This window comes from Methylomagnum sp., assembly GCF_054333355.1.
This window is the reverse complement of sequence record NZ_JBTEKS010000064.1, coordinates 1-15,861: the sequence shown is the minus strand read 5'-3', so window position 1 is coordinate 15,861 and position 15,861 is coordinate 1. Positions and strand designations below refer to the sequence as shown.

The following is a 15,861-nucleotide window of genomic DNA, read 5'->3' as shown; positions in this document are numbered from 1 at the left end:
TTCAGCGCCGTTGAGACAGAGAAGTTTAACCATCCCAGCCAACCCTGTCAACCCCCCCTCGTCCGCCGCCGTCCCGGGCGGCCACCCCGCCATCCGGGGTGAGCCAGACATTATCCAGATAAACCCCCAGCCCGTCAAGCGGCTTTTTTTTAAAAAAGCGTGCTATATCTTTCAATCAATCTAAAAAACAAGTACTTGGTTCACTTTTCCCCTTATTTTTACGAACCCCATCAAGAACTGCTAGCGGCACATCAAGCACTCCCGGACAATCTACGCGTTGAATTACATATGACCGCACGCCGCCCAAAAATCGCCGCTTATGAAAATCTACCGCCTACACCGCACCCAGTTTCTACCTATCAATCTCGAAGAAGCCTGGTCATTCTTCTCAACACCGCGCAATCTCGAAGAGATCACCCCGCCCTTCCTTAACTTTGAAATCACGTCCGAAACCCCCGACGACATTTACTCCGGCCTCATCATCACCTACCGCATTGCCGCCGTGGCTGGTGTACCCATGACTTGGGTTACGGAGATAAAGCATGTCGAGCCATTAAGCCGCTTCGTTGATGAGCAACGCATCGGCCCTTTCCGATTCTGGTATCACGAACATCGCTTCCGGGCTGTCAAAAAGCGGCATTGAAATGGAGGACACGGTCTATTACGTGATGCCTTGGGGCTGGCTCGGGCGGCTAGTACACGCCGTCTTCATCCGAGCGCGGCTGGAAGCCATTTTCGATTTTCGAAGGGATTACCTGGAGCGCTTGTGGAGGAACTGACCCGCAATGCCATGCCATATCGGCCTTGGCTGAGCTTCGCAACAGGGATACGGACGATTCGCTGAAGTGGTTAACCCGGCTTCTCTGCCACCAGCATGTAATTCATGCCCATATAGCGGGTTAGCCTGAATTTCCAGCCAAACGGATTCACCCCAACGCCAACACGGTCGACGACCCTCATGCCACCGCGCTCTATGAGCCGCTCCAACTCCGCTGGTGTAGGGAATTTCTGCCAGTGATGAGTGCCCTTAGGCAACCAACGCAGCACATATTCAGCCATCACGATGGCGCCGAGAAACGAGGCCACGGTTCGGTTGAGCGTGCCGATGACCATCAGCCCGCCCGGCCTGACCAAGCGCGTACAGCTTTCCATGAATAACGGAAGGTCGGCCACATGCTCCACCACCTCCATGTTAAGCACCGCGCCGTATTGCTCGCCCCGTTCCGCTAATGCTTCAGCGCTGCTCCATTCATACCGGATAGCAAGCCCATGGTCTTCGGCATGGCGCTGGGCAATGCGGATGTTTTGTTCCACCACGTCCACGCCATGCACTGCCGCCCCCAGCCTCGCCACCGCCTCGCTCAGAATGCCGCCGCCGCAACCGATATCCAGAAGCCGCAGCCCCGTCAGCGGCAAGTCGGCACCCGTATTCCCCCCGAATTTGGCGGCTAGATGGTCGCGGATGTAGTCGAGGCGCAGTGAGTTCAGTCGATGCAGCGGCCAAAACGGCCCGTCGGCGTCCCACCAGAGTTTGGCGAGTCGTTCAAAATGAGCGGCTTCGACGGGGTCGATAGTGGAAGGTATAGGCATCAGGGGCACCGAGTTATAAGAAGTCGGACCACAGATAAACGCCGTAGCAGGCAATATCCGCCTGCGTCCCGATTTTAGCAGCGGCCCGATGGATTCAACATGCAAGCCGGGGCGGTTCGCCCTTTAATAAGCTCGCGCTTCTTTTGATTAAGCCTGGATCGGCTAAAATGCTTGTTTTTCTTCTGAAAAGAGCGCGGAAAAATGGTTCAAATCGGCATTGTCATGGGCAGCACGAGCGACTGGGAGGTCATGCGGCATGCCGCCCGTCAGTTGAAGGACTTCGGCATTTCCTATGAAACCCAAGTGGTCTCGGCCCACCGGACCCCGGACCTATTGTTCCGATACGCGGAAACGGCGGCGGAACGCGGACTCAAAGCCATCATCGCCGGCGCGGGCGGCGCGGCCCATCTGCCGGGCATGTTGGCGGCCAAGACCATCGTGCCGATATTAGGCGTGCCGGTGCCAAGCAAATACCTCAAGGGGCTGGATTCCCTTTATTCCATCGTGCAAATGCCCAAGGGCATTCCGGTCGCCACCTTCGCCATCGGGGAAGCGGGCGCCATCAACGCAGGTCTATTCGCGGTGGCGCTGCTAGCCACCAATGACCCGGCCATCGCCGCCAAACTTCAGGCATTCCGCCAATGCCAGACCGATTCCGTGCTGGCGGCGACCTTGCCGGAATTCGAATAACCTTCCGCGCTTACTTGATCTGAGCGAGACCAATCCATGAAACACATTCTGCCCAATGCCATGCTGGGCATCCTGGGGGGCGGCCAGTTGGGCCGCATGTTCACCATGGCGGCCCGCGCCATGGGCTACCGGGTCACGGTGCTGGACCCCGACCCGGACAGCCCGGCGGGGAGCCTCGCCGACGTCCACCTCCGCGCCGCCTACGACGACCGCACCGCCCTGAACCATCTGGCCGAAACCTGCGTCGCCATCACCACCGAATTCGAGAACGTCCCGGCGGACAGTATGCGCCACCTCGCCGAACGCATCCGGGTCAGCCCAGCGGCGCACAGCGTGTTCATCGCCCAGGACCGCATCCTCGAAAAGAACTACGTCGCCGGAGCCGGACTCGCCGTGGCACCGTTTCTCGCCATCGAAACGGCCACGGAGTTAGAACAAGACTTGAGCGGCCACCTACCCGGCATCCTCAAACTGGCCCGGTTCGGCTACGACGGCAAGGGCCAACTCCGCGTGAAAACCCCGGCGGAAGCTCAGGCCGCGTTCGCCGAAATGGGCCAGAAGCCCTGCGTGTTGGAGCGGATGCTCGATCTTAAAACCGAGGTTTCGGTCATCGTCGCCCGCACGGGTCCCGGCGAGGTCACCACCTTTCCGGTGGCGGAAAACCATCACGAGGCTGGCATCCTCGATATCAGCATCGTCCCGGCGCGGGTCAGCGGCAGCGTGGCGGCAGAGGCGCGGGCCATGGCCTTGAAACTGGCGGAGGCGATGGATTATGTCGGCGTCCTGGCGGTGGAATTCTTCGTGCTGGCGGGCGGCGAACTGGTCATCAATGAAATCGCGCCCCGCCCCCACAACAGCGGCCATTACACGCTGGACGCCTGCATGACCAGCCAGTTCGAGCAACAAGTGCGGACCCTATGCGGCTTGCCGCCGGGCGATACGCGGCTGCTCAGCCCGGTCGCCATGGTCAACCTGCTTGGCGATATTTGGCGAGACGACGAACCGGCCTGGGACAAGCTCTTGAGCCAGCCCAACGTCATCTTGCATTTATATGGCAAGAAATCGGCCCGCATCGGTCGCAAGATGGGCCATTTCAATGTGCTGGCCGAGGATGTCGAGAGCGCCCTGACGCAAGCCCTGCAACTCAAGCAGATGCTGCGCGAATGAGCGGCGCGGACGTGGCCGATGGCCTGCTATTGCTGTATTGCCGGGCGGGCTTTGAGAAGGAATGCGCCGCCGAAATCCTGGCGCGAGCCGGGGAAGAAGGCGTGACCGGCTACGTCAAGGCCAAGCCGGACAGTGGTTTCGTGCTATTCATTCCGCCCGCCGCCGCCCTGGACACACTGCGGCGGCAATTGCTGTTCGATGACTTGGCATTCGCTCGGCAAATGGTCTTCGCCGTGGGGCCGCTGACGGGGCTGCCGACCGAGGACCGCATCACGCCGCTATTAGATAAAGCCAGAAACTTGGCGGGCCGATTTTCCGGCGCGTTCATGGAAACCGCCGACACCAACGAGGCCAAGGAATTGGCCGTGTTCCTGCGGAAATTCGCCGCGCCCTTCGACATCGCCCTCAAAAAAGCCGATCTGCTCGGTGGTCCGGGGGTGCCGCGCCTGCATGTATTTTTCCTGGATTCGGCCACCGCCTACGTCGGGGTTTCCGTTCCGGGCAATGCCGCGCCCTGGCTGATGGGCATTCCCCGGCTCAAGTTCCCATCCGCCGCGCCCAGCCGCTCCACGCTTAAATTGGAAGAGGCCTTCCTGACGTTCGTCGGCGACCCCGAGCGCGAATTGCGGCCCGGCATGACGGCGGTTGATCTCGGCGCGGCGCCCGGCGGCTGGACTTGGCAACTGGTCAAGCGCCACATCCGCACCGTCGCCGTGGACAATGGCCCCTTGGCCCCGGCCCTGTTAGAGAGCGGCATCGTCGAGCATCTGCGGATGGATGGCTTCCGCTACCACCCGCCCAAGCCGGTGGATTGGCTGGTCTGTGATATGGTGGAGCAACCCGGCCGCATCGCCGCCCTGGTGGCGGATTGGTTCGCCACAGGGCTGGCCGGGCAGATCATTTTTAACCTCAAGCTGCCCATGAAAAAACGTTTCGAAGAAGTCGAACGCGCCCGCGCCACGATCCAAGAGCGGGCCGCTCGGGCTGGGATTCCCTGTCGGCTACGCTTCAAACAGCTTTATCATGATCGCGCCGAAGTGACCGGCTATTTGTCTCGGATAGCGCGTTGACCGCTTCCCCTGTTTCAAGCCGTTGAACTTTCAACGGTCTTACCGAGTTGATAGAATGCGGCTCGGTTTTTGCCCAAAACACTCGAAACCTTCCGACTCAATCACCCCTCCGGCCATGACCAGCCTTCTCGACAACGAACACATCCATCAGCATATTTCCAAGCAGTACGACCACGAATTGCTGGACATCAGCAATCAGGTATTGACCTTGGGCGGCTTGGTGGAGGAGCAGATCGAATCGGCGGTCAAGTCGCTGATCGAGGGCGATGTGGATTTGGCCGAGCGGGTCATCGCCGATGACTACAAGGTCAATTCGCTGGAAGTTTCCATCGACGAGGAATGCACCCAGATTCTCGCCCTGCGCCAACCCGCCGCCCGCGATTTGCGCTTGGTCGTGGCGGTCATCAAGACCATTACCGACTTGGAGCGGATTGGCGATGAGGCCAAGCGCATCGCCCGCATCGCCGTCGATTTGGCGGGCCATTATCCCAAGAAGAATCAACTCACCGACCTGCAACAACTCGCCCAGCACTCCCGCGAGCTATTGCGGGAAGCTTTGGACTCCTTCGCCCGCATGGACGTGGATACCGCCTTGCGGGTGGTCCAGGAAGACCGGCAGGTGGACCGGGAATACGAAAGCATCATGCGCCAGCAAATCACCTACATGATGGAAGACCCCCGGTCGATTCCGGTGTCGCTCAACATCATGTGGTCGGCGCGCTCACTGGAGCGGGTCGGAGATCGCGCCTGCAATATCTGCGAATATGTTATCTATTACGTTAAAGGCAAAAATATTCGCCACATCAGTATCGAGCAGGTGGAAAAAGACCTCCGGCGAAACCTCTAGCCTATTTATCGATTCAATTGAAATCATGCACGGCAGGTTAATCGTCCCCACATTGAAAATCTCGGCCCCAGTATTTTATTATCAACTGGGGAATTGCCATGGAATGGGCCTCTCCGACGATTCGCGCCGCTCCGGCGCATCCCATCGTACCGCTGAGTCAACCCATTCTTAATTCATGAAGCGCCATTTATTCGCCAACCTATTGGGGTTCTGGTTGTTGTTCGCTGCCCCGGCTTGGGCGCTGGATTCCTTCACCATTGAGGATATTCGCGTCGAAGGGCTACAACGCATTTCGGCAGGCACTGTATTCAACTATCTGCCGGTCAAGGTCGGCGATTCGTTCGATCAGCGGCAATCAGCGGAGTCCATCAAAGCCCTATTCAAAACCGGATTCTTCAAGGATGTCCGGCTGGAACAAGCTGGCAATATCCTGGTGATTATCGTGGAGGAACGGCCCTCCATTTCCAGCATCAAAATCGAAGGCAATAAGGACATCGGGACCGAAGACCTGAAAAAAGCCCTGAAAGGGGTGGGCCTTGCGGAAGGCAAGGTATTTGACCGGGCCATTCTCGACAAAGTGGAGCAGGAACTCCGCCGCCAATATTACAGCCGGGGCAAATACGGCCTGAAAATCGACTCGGAAGTTTCCGACCTACCCCGCAATCGGGTGGCGGTTAATATCAAAATCTCCGAAGGCCGGGTCGCCAAAATCAAGCAAATCAATGTTGTCGGCAATAACGCTTTCAGTGACGAGGACCTGTTGCGGGAATTTGAATTAAGCACCGGCAATTTAATTTCGTTTTACACCAAGGACGACCAATACTCGAAACAAAAACTCTCGGCGGACTTGGAACGGCTACGCTCCTATTATCTCGACCGGGGCTATATCAATTTCCAGATCGAATCCACCCAGGTTTCGATTACCCCCGACAAGAAAGAGATCTATATCACCGTCAACGTCAAAGAAGGCGAGATTTACACCGTCAACGATGTGAAAGTGACCGGCAAGCTGATTGTGTCGCCCAACGAAGTCACGCCGTTGGTGAAGATCGGCCCCTCCGACACCTTCTCCCGCAAACTGGGCACGGAAACCCAGAAAGCCATTTCGGATCGGTTGGGCGATGAAGGTTATATCTTCGCCAACGTGAATATGGTGCCGGACATTGACGAGGCCAAGAAAACCGTCGCCATCACGTTCTTCGTCGACCCCGGCAAACAGGTTTATGTGCGCCGCATTACTTTCCGTGGTAACACCAAAACCCGCGACGAGGTATTGCGCCGGGAAATGCGGCAAATGGAAGCGGCCTGGGCGTCTAGCACCAAAATTGAGCGCTCCAAAACCCGCTTGGAGCGCTTGGGCTATTTCCAAGAAACCAATGTGGAAACTCCCGCTGTGCCCGGCACTTCCGACCAGATTGACGTGAATTACAGCGTGGTGGAAAAGCCTTCGGGCAATATCATGGCGGGCGTGGGTTATTCGCAATTGCAGGGCATCATTGTTAATGCCAACATCACTCAGGATAACGTGTTTGGCACCGGCAAGCGGATTGGTGTTAATTTTAATAACAGCAATATCAATACCACTTACCAGCTTAACTATTTCAATCCTTACACCACACTGGATGGCATCAGCAGCGGTTTCGATTTAGGCTACCGAAAAACCAACGCCTATCAGGTGAATCTTGCCAACTACGCGACGGATACCGCCACGGCAGGCATTAATATGGGCATTCCATTAGGGGAGTTTGATAGTTTTAAATTCAACCTGGATTTTAATAATACCAAGTTGAAGTCATCGAACAATTCTTCGGCGGAAGTTATCAGCTTTTTGGAGCAATACGGCGGGGTTGGCGCTAGAAAGCACACCTTCAACTATTTGCCCATATCCATTGGCTGGATACACGATACCTTGAATCGGGCCATATTCCCGACCAATGGCGGTGCGCAACGCCTATCCATGCTGGGCACCATGCCCCTGCCCGGCGACGATTCCCTCAAGTTTTATAAGGCGAGTTATAAAATCCAGCATTATTTCCCGCTGGCTAAAGACCTGACATTCATGGTGATGGGCGAAGTCGCTTATGGCGACGGGTATGGCAGCACCGACGGATTGCCGTTTTTTGAAAATTATTATGCGGGCGGCCCTCAATCCGTGCGCGGGTTTTATCCCAGTTCGCTCGGTCCCCGCACCACGCCCAACACGCAGGGGTCCGGTGGCAATCTCTCGCTCGGCGGATCGAGCAAGATCGTCGGCACGGCGGAATTACTTTTCCCGGTGCCTTTCATGCACGACAGCAAAAGCATCCGGCTCGGCGGCTTCTTGGATGTCGGCAATGTTTACTGTGGCGTCTTCAAGGTCGCACGCCCCGGCCCGAAGTCGGACCCTTACGCTTCCGATTGCTACGCCGAAACCAAGAGTAGCTTCTTGCGTTATTCGGCGGGTTTGTCAGCCCGCTGGTTATCGCCCTTCGGTGCCTTGGCGGTCAGCATCGCGCAACCGCTCAACACGCAGGCGGGCGACAGGACGCAAGCTTTCCAGTTCTCGTTCGGCTCAGCCTTTTAAGGCCCTGCCTCGGGTTGAGGAAGAATGGGCTAAATCGCTGGGAATCAAATGGATTCTTGTATAATCACTAAATTGGCTTTTTTAATCACATCGCTTAGGAGTGAAAATTGAATATGGGCAAAAAAATTGGTATCGCGCTGCTGGTTCTTTTAACTAGCATGGGGGTTTCGGCGGCGGAACTCAAGATTGGTTTCGTTAATGTGGCGAAATTGCTGGAAAAAGCACCTCAAGCAGATAAGGCTAAAAAGGATTTGGAGCGTGAGTTCGCGCCCCGCGACAAGCGGCTGGTGGCAGAACAGAAAGAAATCAAGCAGATGGAAGACAAGCTTGGTAAAGATGCCGCCGTGATGAGCGATTCGGAAAAGCAGAAACTGGACAAGGAAATACTTAACCGCAAGCGCGAAGCCAAACGCCTACAGGATGAATTTCGGGAAGATTTTAATCTGCGCCGCAACGAGGAACTAGGCAAGCTGCAAAAGGAGATTTTTGAGGCCATTCAATCCTTGGCGAAAGAAGATGGTTTCGATTTATTGCTGACCGATGGCGTCGTTTATGCCAGTGAGGGCATTGATGTCACCACCAAGGTTGAAAAGAAACTTGAACAAAGCTTCAAATAAATCGCTATATTCCCCGGTCATTATCCACAAACCATAGGCAAGCGCTTTGGATATTCAAACCATACAGGAATATCTCCCTCACCGTTATCCCTTTCTCCTGATCGACCGAGTTGTGGAGGTTGAACCCGGCAAGCGGCTCTTGGGCTACAAGAACGTGACCTACAACGAGCCGTTCTTCACGGGTCATTTCCCCCAACAATCGATCATGCCGGGCGTGCTGATTATCGAAGCGCTGGCTCAAACCACGGGATTACTGGCGGGGGCGTCCATGCCGGGCATTATGGGCAAAGGCAAAACCTATTATCTGGTGGGCTTAGATAAAGTCCGCTTCAAGCGCCCGGTGGTGCCGGGCGACCGGCTGATGCTGGAAGCCACCTACCTGCGCCACAAGCGGAACATCTGGGCATTTTCCTGCCGCGCCGAGGTGGATGGCGAATTCGTGGCGAGCGCCGAGATCATGTGCGCGGCGGCGGAGCAACCGGAGCAGAGCGCTTGATCCACCCAACCGCCCTCATCGACCCCGGCGCGGAACTCGCGGACGATGTCTGCGTCGGCCCTTACGCCATCATCGGCGCGGGGGTTCAAATCGACGCGGGCACGACCATCGGCCCACACACGGTCATCAAAGGGCCGACCCGCATCGGCCAACACAACCATATCTTTCAGTTCGCCTCGGTCGGTGAAGACCCACAAGACAAGAAGTATCGGGGCGAAGTGACCGAACTGGTAATTGGCGACCGCAACACCATCCGCGAGTTCGTCACGATCCACCGGGGCACCGCGCAGGATAAGGGCGTCACCCGCATCGGCGACGATAACCTGCTGATGGCTTACACCCATGTCGCGCACGATTGCGTGGTGGGCAACCACGTCATCATGGCGAATTCCGCGTCGCTCGCGGGCCATGTTCATGTGGACGATCACGCCATCCTGGGCGGCTTCTCCCTGGTACATCAATTCTGCCGGATCGGGCAGCACAGCTTCTCGGCCATGGGCAGCGTCATCAACCGGGACGTGCCGCCCTACGTCATGATCGGCGGCAGCCCGACCAAGCCCCATGGCATCAATAGCGTGGGTCTAGAGCGGCAAGGCTTTAGCTCCGAAGCCGTCCGCCAAATCAGGAAAGCCTACAAGCGCGTCTACAAATCCGGCCTGAAGCTGGACGAAGCCATTCAAGCGCTGGAGGAAATGGCCGCCGAGACGCCGGAAGTGCTGCGCTTGGTGGAATTCCTGCGCCATCCCGGACGCAGCATCATCCGCTGACTCGCCGCGCCAATACGCAGGACGCCCCAACCCATGCCGACCATCGCGGGACTGGACGAAGTGGGGCGCGGCTGCATCGCTGGCCCGGTCATCACCGCCGTGGTGGTGCTGCCGGACAGTCTCTGTTCAATCCAAGGCTTGACCGATTCCAAGAAGCTCACCCCCCAACGACGCGAGGCCCTGGCGCTCGTTATCAAAGAGCAAGCCCTGGCCTGGGCCATTGGCCGGGCCGAGGTGCCGGAAATCGACCGCCTCAACATCCTGCAAGCCACTTTCCTGGCGATGCGCCGGGCCTACGCCGCGCTGGGCCTCGTGCCCGAGCGGGCGCTGGTAGACGGCAACCGCGCACCCAAACTACCCTGCCCCGTCGAAGCCATCGTCGGCGGCGACCTCACGGTGCCCGCCATTTCCGCCGCGTCCATACTCGCCAAGGTGTTCCGGGACCGGGAAATGGAAATCCTTGATACCCTCTATCCCGGTTACGGCCTAGCCATCCATAAGGGCTATCCAACCGAGAGCCACCGGGCCGATTTGGAACGACTGGGCGTCAGCCCCATTCATCGGCGGAGCTTCGGCCCGGTCAAACGGCTGCTGGAGCTTCATTCTTCAATATCATCCTGAGCGAGTTCGCTATGAAATTGCTGACCATCAGCCGGGCCATTGCAAGGCAGGTCAAACACAGGGGCCATTGGGTTTCCACCGGGATTTATAAAGAACCACTGGAAGGGCTGGAAGGGCTGGTGTCTGTCGGCATCTTGGGTCTCGACGGCGATGTGCAGGTGGACCGCGAAAACCACGGCGGACCGGACAAGGCCGTGTATGCCTACACCGAGGAAAACTACCGCTTCTGGGAAGGCGAATTAAATCGAGGCCCGTTCACCCACGGACAGTTCGGCGAGAACCTCACCGTGGCGGGGATGCCCGACGAGGCCGTGCATATCGGCGATGTATTCCGCATTGGCAGCGTGCTGACCCAGGTCACGCAACCCCGTGTGCCGTGCTTCAAGCTTGGCATCAAAATGGGCGATCCCCAGTTTGTTGGCACGTTCCGCCATTCAGGGCGGGTCGGTTTTTATCTGCGGGTGCTTAAGGCAGGCGAAGTCAAGGCCGGCGACAGCATCGAACGGGTCCATGAAGACGCGGGCCGCGTCAACATCTGCGACGCCATGCTGGCAGTGAACAAGGGACCGCGCCAACGGGAATTCATCGAGAAAGTGTTGGGTGTCGCCGCCCTGTCCGTGGCTTGGCGGGATGATCTTCTTCAACAACGGCTCAGCGCGGAGTAAGCGGCCATGGAAAAACTCGTCTTCGTGCCACCGCCCGTCATCGCGTTGATTTTGGTTGGCCTGGCCTACGCCTTAGAAACAGCGCTGCCAGGACTTACGTTGATCCGCGCCCCGCTCGGCGGTTTCGTGCTGGCGGGCGCGGGCTTTCTGCTGGCCCTGTCGGCCTTGTTGGGTTTTCTCAAACAGCGCACCACGCCAATCCCGCACGGCGAACCTTCGGCACTGGTGGTCACGGGCGCGTATCGCTGGACCCGCAATCCCATGTATTTGGGGATTTTAACCGCGCTGTTTGGGGTGGCTTTGTATTTTGGCACTCTGTTCTTTTACTTGGTGCCGCCCGCGTTTGTCTGGGCGATTGGGTTGATTCACGTTCCTTTCGAGGAGGCCAAACTGTCCGCCCTGTTTGGAACGACCTACGACGAATTCCGAAAGCGCATTCCCCGCTGGTTATAAAAAATGTGGGCATAAAAAAACCGGCGGTTCCGTCAGACGGGACCGCCGGTTTTTTGGAGAGCGATTAATCCACCGCCTTAATCGGAATCACCGGGCGGGCCTTAGCGCCCGAAACTTCGTATTCCGGCGTAGGCTCTTCCGCCATCGGTCCCGTGGTCTTGGGTCCAAACAGCGACACCCACGCGGCCTTCAAGGGATTCTTCATCGCATCCTCAACCGCGCTGGCCTCGTAGCCGCAATGGGCCATGCAGTTGGCGCACTTGGGATTCTTGGAATTGCCGTATTTATCCCACGGGGTTTCCTCCATCAACGCCTTGAAGGACGCCGCGTAGCCCTCGTCCACCAGCAAATAGCACGGCTTCTGCCAGCCAAACACGTTGCGGGTCGGGTTGCCCCACGGCGTGCAGTTGTAGCTCTGGTTGCCCGCCAGGAAGTCCAGGTACAGGCTGGAATGGTTGAGCTTCCACTTCTTGCCCCGGCCCAGCTTGAACACATCGCGGAACAACTGCTTGCTCTCGCGCATCTTGATGAAGATGTCCTGCTTCGGCGCGTGCTCGTAGCTGAAGCCCGGCGCGATGGTGGTGCCTTCCACGCCCAGCTTGTTGCAATGATTCAGGAACTCGGCGATTTCCTCGGCTCCCTCGCCTTGGAACAAGGTGCAGTTGATCGTGACCCGGAAGCCCTTGCTGATCGCCAGTTCGATGGCCTCCACGGCGCGGTCGAACACGCCCTTCTGGCACACCGACGCATCGTGACGCTCGCGGTTGCCGTCGAGGTGGATGGAGAAGGTCAGGTAAGGCGACGGCTTGTAATCGTCGATGCGCTTCCTGAGCAACAGCGCGTTGGTGCAGAGGTAAACGTATTTGCCACGGGCGATGATGCCCTCGACGATCTCCGGCAATTCCTTATGCAACAGCGGTTCGCCACCGGCGATGGAGACGATGGGAGCGCCGCATTCGTCCACGGATTGCAGGGCTTCCTCGACGCTCAGGCGGCGGTTGAGGATGTCATCCGGGTAGTCGATCTTGCCACAGCCCGCACACGCCAAGTTGCAGCGGAACAGCGGCTCAAGCATCAGCACTAAAGGGTACTGCTTGTTGCCCTTCAACTTTTGCTGGATGAGATATTTTGCGACGGTGAATTGCTGCCTCAGCGGAACACTCATGGGGCCTCCCCAAATTCAAAATTAAAAACCAGTCATTTCTCGGCAGATTATCCCGGACGTAGTCAATGGGAATAACCCAAATTCGCTTGGACGTTCGTCGATTCCACTCAATATTGACGGGAATACCGACTCTTCGCCTATTTAAACAACATGCTAGCGTTTAGTTGTATTTTCCTCAACTGTTTTTCGTTAAAATACAACATCGCTTGACGAAAAAGGCAATGCCGTTAGAATCTCGACCATCGGGCCAACCGGCATTATTTTTTTGCAAGAATTAGGCCGAACCTAAAAACCCATTTATATATCAATGACTTTGAATGGAGCCACCCTCTCCAGCCCTAGCGTCGGCCCTATGCCGGGCACGGCTTTAAGCCTCGAAGCCCTGAGCGACGACGCCTTTCAGGCGCACCTGCTGCAAGGGGTGTCGCGGACCTTCGCGCTCACCATTCCGCAACTCCCGCCCGCGCTCGCCAAACCCGTGTCCAATGCGTATTTGCTCTGCCGAATCGTGGATACCGTTGAGGACGAAGTGGCCCTGGACTCCGCCCAGAAGCGCCAGTTTTGCCAGCAATTCGCCCGAATCGTACGCGGCGAAGAAGCCCCAGAGCCGTTGCGCGATGAACTGGCACCGCTGCTATCCGCGCAAACAATCCCGGCGGAACACGAACTGATCCGCGTCATTCCCCGCGTCATTCAAATCACCCACGGCTTTGAAGCCGAGCAACGCGACGCGCTGGCCTATTGCGTGCAAATCATGGCCGAGGGCATGGCCGAATTCCAGGATCGCGACCTGCGGTTCGGGGTGGCAACCATGGCGGAAATGGACCGCTATTGCTACTACGTGGCGGGCGTGGTCGGCGAAATGCTGACCCGGCTGTTCTGCCATTACTCGCTGGCCGTCGCCGCGCACCGCGACGACATGATGAAGCTGGCCGTCTCCTTCGGCCAGGGTCTACAAATGACCAATATTCTCAAGGACTTATGGGACGATCACGGGCGCGGCGTGTGCTGGCTGCCCCAGAATATTTTCGACGCGACCGGCTTCGACCTGCGCGACCTCAAGCCCCATCACAACGACCCACGTTTCCGGGCGGGCTTCCGCGAACTCATCGGCATCGCCCACGGCCATCTGGATAACGCCCTGCGCTACACGCTATTGATTCCGGCCTATGAAACCGGGCTGCGGGAATTCTGCCTGTGGGCCTTGGGGATGGCCGTGCTGACCTTGCGCAAGGTCAATAGCCACCTCGATTTCAGCGCCTCCTCGGAGGTCAAGATTACCCGGCGGGCCGTCAAGACGACCATCGTCACCAGCCGCCTGTTGCGATCCAGCAACATCGGCTTGAAAGCCGCCTTCGCGCTGGCGGGCACCGGCCTGCCGCCTAGTCGCGCTACATGAATTCCTATTTGTACCTGAGAAGCCAACCAACCTACGGGGGACATCTCGACCATGTTTAAAGACCCAAACCTTCTTTCCGAAATCGACTCCGTTTTGCTCAAGCCGTATATCCCGACGGCGCGGGCCGAAACCCTCCTCGACACCGCCATCCGTCGTGCCCGCGACCACTTGCTCGACCTACAACACGAGCCGGGTCACTGGGTCTTTGAATTGGAAGCCGATTGCACGATTCCCTCCGAATACATCCTGATGATGCACTTCATGGATGAAATCGACGAGTCGCTGCAAGCCCGGATCGCGGTCTATCTGCGTTCCCGCCAACAAGCGGACGGCAGCTATCCCCTGTACACCGGCGGACCCGGCGACATCAGTTGCACGGTGAAGGTCTATTACGCCCTGAAACTGGCGGGCGACGACATCAACGCGCCCCACATGGCGAAATCGCGGAACTGGATTCTGAGCCAGGGCGGCGCGGCCCACGCGAACGTATTCACCCGGATCATGCTCGCCATGTTCGAGCAGGTGCCGTGGCGGGCCGTGCCGTTCATCCCGGTGGAAATCATGCTGCTGCCCAAGTGGTTCCCGTTCCATCTGGACAAGGTTTCCTACTGGTCGCGCACGGTGATGGTGCCGCTGTTCATCCTGTGCAGCCACAAGGTGAAGGCCCGCAACCCGCTGAAAATCGGCGTCCGCGAACTGTTCACCGTGGACCCGGAGCAGGAGCGCAATTATTTCTCCCACGTCAAAACCCCGCTGGGCAAGGCGGTACTGGCGCTGGAACGGATTGGCTTCATGATGGAGCCGCTGATTCCGAAGGCCATGCGCCGCAAGGCCACCCAGAAGGCACTCGATTGGTTCGTGGAGCGTTTGAATGGCGTGGACGGCCTTGGCGCGATTTTCCCCGCCATGGTCAACGCCTATGAGGCGCTAGACCTGCTGGGCTACCCGCCGGAACACGAGCATCGCCGCATTGCGCGGGAATCCATCGAGCGCCTGCTGGTGTTCAAGGAGGACCACGTTTATTGCCAGCCCTGCGTTTCGCCGATTTGGGATACCGGCCTCTCTAGCCTCGCGCTGCAAGAGGTCAATAAGCACGACCGGGACGCCCGCACCGAAGCGGCGTTGACCGCCGGGCTGCGTTGGCTGGCGAGCAAGCAGTTGACCGACCATCCCGGCGACTGGCGCATTAAGCGGCCCGATGTGGAGGGCGGCGGCTGGGCTTTCCAGTTCGACAACACCTATTACCCGGACGTGGACGACAGCGCCGTGGTGGCCCAGGCCATCTTGCAGGCGGATAGCCCGGAATTCACCGACGTGCTGCGCCGGGCGGGCAACTGGATTGCGGGCATGGCCTCCGAGAACGGCGGCTGGGGCGCGTTCGATGCCGACAACACCCATTACTATCTGAACCATATCCCGTTCGCCGACCATGGCGCCCTACTCGACCCGCCCACCTCCGATGTGAGTGGCCGCTGCGTGATGTTCTTGGCGAGCGTGGCGGAGCGGCGGGCTGAGTTCCAGCCGGTCATCGACAAGGCCATCGACTATCTGCGGAACGAGCAGGAAACCGATGGTTCTTGGTTTGGCCGCTGGGGCACCAATTACATTTACGGCACCTGGTCGGTGCTGGTGGGCTTGGAAAAGGCGGGCTTGTCGAAGGACGATCCGTCCATCCGCAGGGCCGTGGCTTGGTTGAAGAGCGTGCAATGCGCCGATGGTGGCTGGGGTGAGGATAATTTCACTTACCACGA

The 15,861-nt window shown here is 58.1% G+C and carries 16 protein-coding genes; 14 read left to right on the top strand and 2 right to left on the bottom strand.

Features of this window, described 5'->3' with window-relative positions; all coding sequences use genetic code 11:
• The first annotated feature begins 319 nt into the window (after nucleotides 1-319).
• Nucleotides 320-643 (top strand): SRPBCC family protein, encoded by a 324-nt coding sequence (locus ACXWUF_RS07420; RefSeq protein ID WP_458494032.1) that lies wholly within the window; start codon nucleotides 320-322, stop codon nucleotides 641-643.
• Between the two features lie 206 nt (nucleotides 644-849).
• Here the strand turns inward: ACXWUF_RS07420 and ubiG are convergent, their stop codons facing one another.
• Nucleotides 850-1,590 carry a bifunctional 2-polyprenyl-6-hydroxyphenol methylase/3-demethylubiquinol 3-O-methyltransferase UbiG gene (gene ubiG / locus ACXWUF_RS07415; RefSeq protein ID WP_458494031.1) on the bottom strand — a complete coding sequence of 247 codons (741 nt, stop codon included), beginning with the start codon at nucleotides 1,588-1,590 and terminating at the stop codon, nucleotides 850-852.
• 201 nt (nucleotides 1,591-1,791) lie between these two features.
• Here ubiG and purE point away from each other — a divergent pair, with 201 nt between their 5' ends.
• From purE to ACXWUF_RS07360, 11 genes are all read left to right on the top strand, one after another.
• A complete protein-coding gene (gene purE / locus ACXWUF_RS07410) occupies nucleotides 1,792-2,280 on the top strand; it encodes a 5-(carboxyamino)imidazole ribonucleotide mutase (RefSeq protein WP_458494030.1) in 489 nt (162 codons plus the stop codon).
• A 36-nt stretch (nucleotides 2,281-2,316) separates the two neighbouring features.
• Nucleotides 2,317-3,447, top strand: coding sequence for a 5-(carboxyamino)imidazole ribonucleotide synthase (locus ACXWUF_RS07405; protein ID WP_458494029.1), 1,131 nt, complete (start codon nucleotides 2,317-2,319; stop codon nucleotides 3,445-3,447).
• Nucleotides 3,444-4,517 carry a 23S rRNA (cytidine(2498)-2'-O)-methyltransferase RlmM gene (rlmM, locus tag ACXWUF_RS07400; protein WP_458494028.1) on the top strand — a complete coding sequence of 358 codons (1,074 nt, stop codon included), beginning with the start codon at nucleotides 3,444-3,446 and terminating at the stop codon, nucleotides 4,515-4,517. The genes ACXWUF_RS07405 and rlmM overlap by 4 nt, the downstream gene beginning before the upstream one ends.
• Before the next feature lie 115 nt (nucleotides 4,518-4,632).
• Nucleotides 4,633-5,364: a phosphate signaling complex protein PhoU gene (gene phoU / locus ACXWUF_RS07395; protein WP_458494027.1), complete on the top strand. Its 732-nt coding sequence runs from the start codon at nucleotides 4,633-4,635 to the stop codon at nucleotides 5,362-5,364.
• A gap of 175 nt (nucleotides 5,365-5,539) precedes the next feature.
• Nucleotides 5,540-7,927, top strand: coding sequence for an outer membrane protein assembly factor BamA (bamA, locus tag ACXWUF_RS07390; RefSeq protein ID WP_458494026.1), 2,388 nt, complete (start codon nucleotides 5,540-5,542; stop codon nucleotides 7,925-7,927).
• 113 nt (nucleotides 7,928-8,040) lie between these two features.
• Entirely contained in the window at nucleotides 8,041-8,544 is a 504-nt protein-coding gene (locus tag ACXWUF_RS07385; protein ID WP_458494033.1) for an OmpH family outer membrane protein, read from the top strand.
• A 46-nt stretch (nucleotides 8,545-8,590) separates the two neighbouring features.
• Nucleotides 8,591-9,040: a 3-hydroxyacyl-ACP dehydratase FabZ gene (gene fabZ / locus ACXWUF_RS07380; RefSeq protein ID WP_458494025.1), complete on the top strand. Its 450-nt coding sequence runs from the start codon at nucleotides 8,591-8,593 to the stop codon at nucleotides 9,038-9,040.
• Entirely contained in the window at nucleotides 9,037-9,807 is a 771-nt protein-coding gene (gene lpxA / locus ACXWUF_RS07375; protein WP_458494024.1) for an acyl-ACP--UDP-N-acetylglucosamine O-acyltransferase, read from the top strand. Before fabZ ends, lpxA begins: the two co-directional genes overlap by 4 nt.
• A gap of 33 nt (nucleotides 9,808-9,840) precedes the next feature.
• Nucleotides 9,841-10,428 (top strand): ribonuclease HII, encoded by a 588-nt coding sequence (gene rnhB, locus ACXWUF_RS07370; protein WP_458494023.1) that lies wholly within the window; start codon nucleotides 9,841-9,843, stop codon nucleotides 10,426-10,428.
• 11 nt (nucleotides 10,429-10,439) lie between these two features.
• A complete protein-coding gene (locus tag ACXWUF_RS07365) occupies nucleotides 10,440-11,093 on the top strand; it encodes an MOSC domain-containing protein (protein ID WP_458494022.1) in 654 nt (217 codons plus the stop codon).
• A 6-nt stretch (nucleotides 11,094-11,099) separates the two neighbouring features.
• The gene (locus ACXWUF_RS07360) at nucleotides 11,100-11,546 is read left to right on the top strand and encodes a methyltransferase family protein (RefSeq protein WP_458494021.1); all 447 of its coding nucleotides are present in this window, start codon (nucleotides 11,100-11,102) and stop codon (nucleotides 11,544-11,546) included.
• A gap of 64 nt (nucleotides 11,547-11,610) precedes the next feature.
• Here the strand turns inward: ACXWUF_RS07360 and hpnH are convergent, their stop codons facing one another.
• Nucleotides 11,611-12,711 carry an adenosyl-hopene transferase HpnH gene (hpnH, locus tag ACXWUF_RS07355; protein ID WP_458494020.1) on the bottom strand — a complete coding sequence of 367 codons (1,101 nt, stop codon included), beginning with the start codon at nucleotides 12,709-12,711 and terminating at the stop codon, nucleotides 11,611-11,613.
• Between the two features lie 352 nt (nucleotides 12,712-13,063).
• On the opposite strand from hpnH, the gene ACXWUF_RS07350 reads away from it, so the two are divergent.
• Together ACXWUF_RS07350 and shc are read left to right on the top strand one after the other, a co-directional pair.
• Nucleotides 13,064-14,110, top strand: a complete 1,047-nt coding sequence (locus ACXWUF_RS07350) for a phytoene/squalene synthase family protein (RefSeq protein ID WP_458494019.1) — start codon at nucleotides 13,064-13,066, stop codon at nucleotides 14,108-14,110.
• Between the two features lie 51 nt (nucleotides 14,111-14,161).
• Nucleotides 14,162-15,861: squalene--hopene cyclase (gene shc / locus ACXWUF_RS07345; protein ID WP_458494018.1), on the top strand; the 1,700-nt coding region annotated here is incomplete at its 3' end.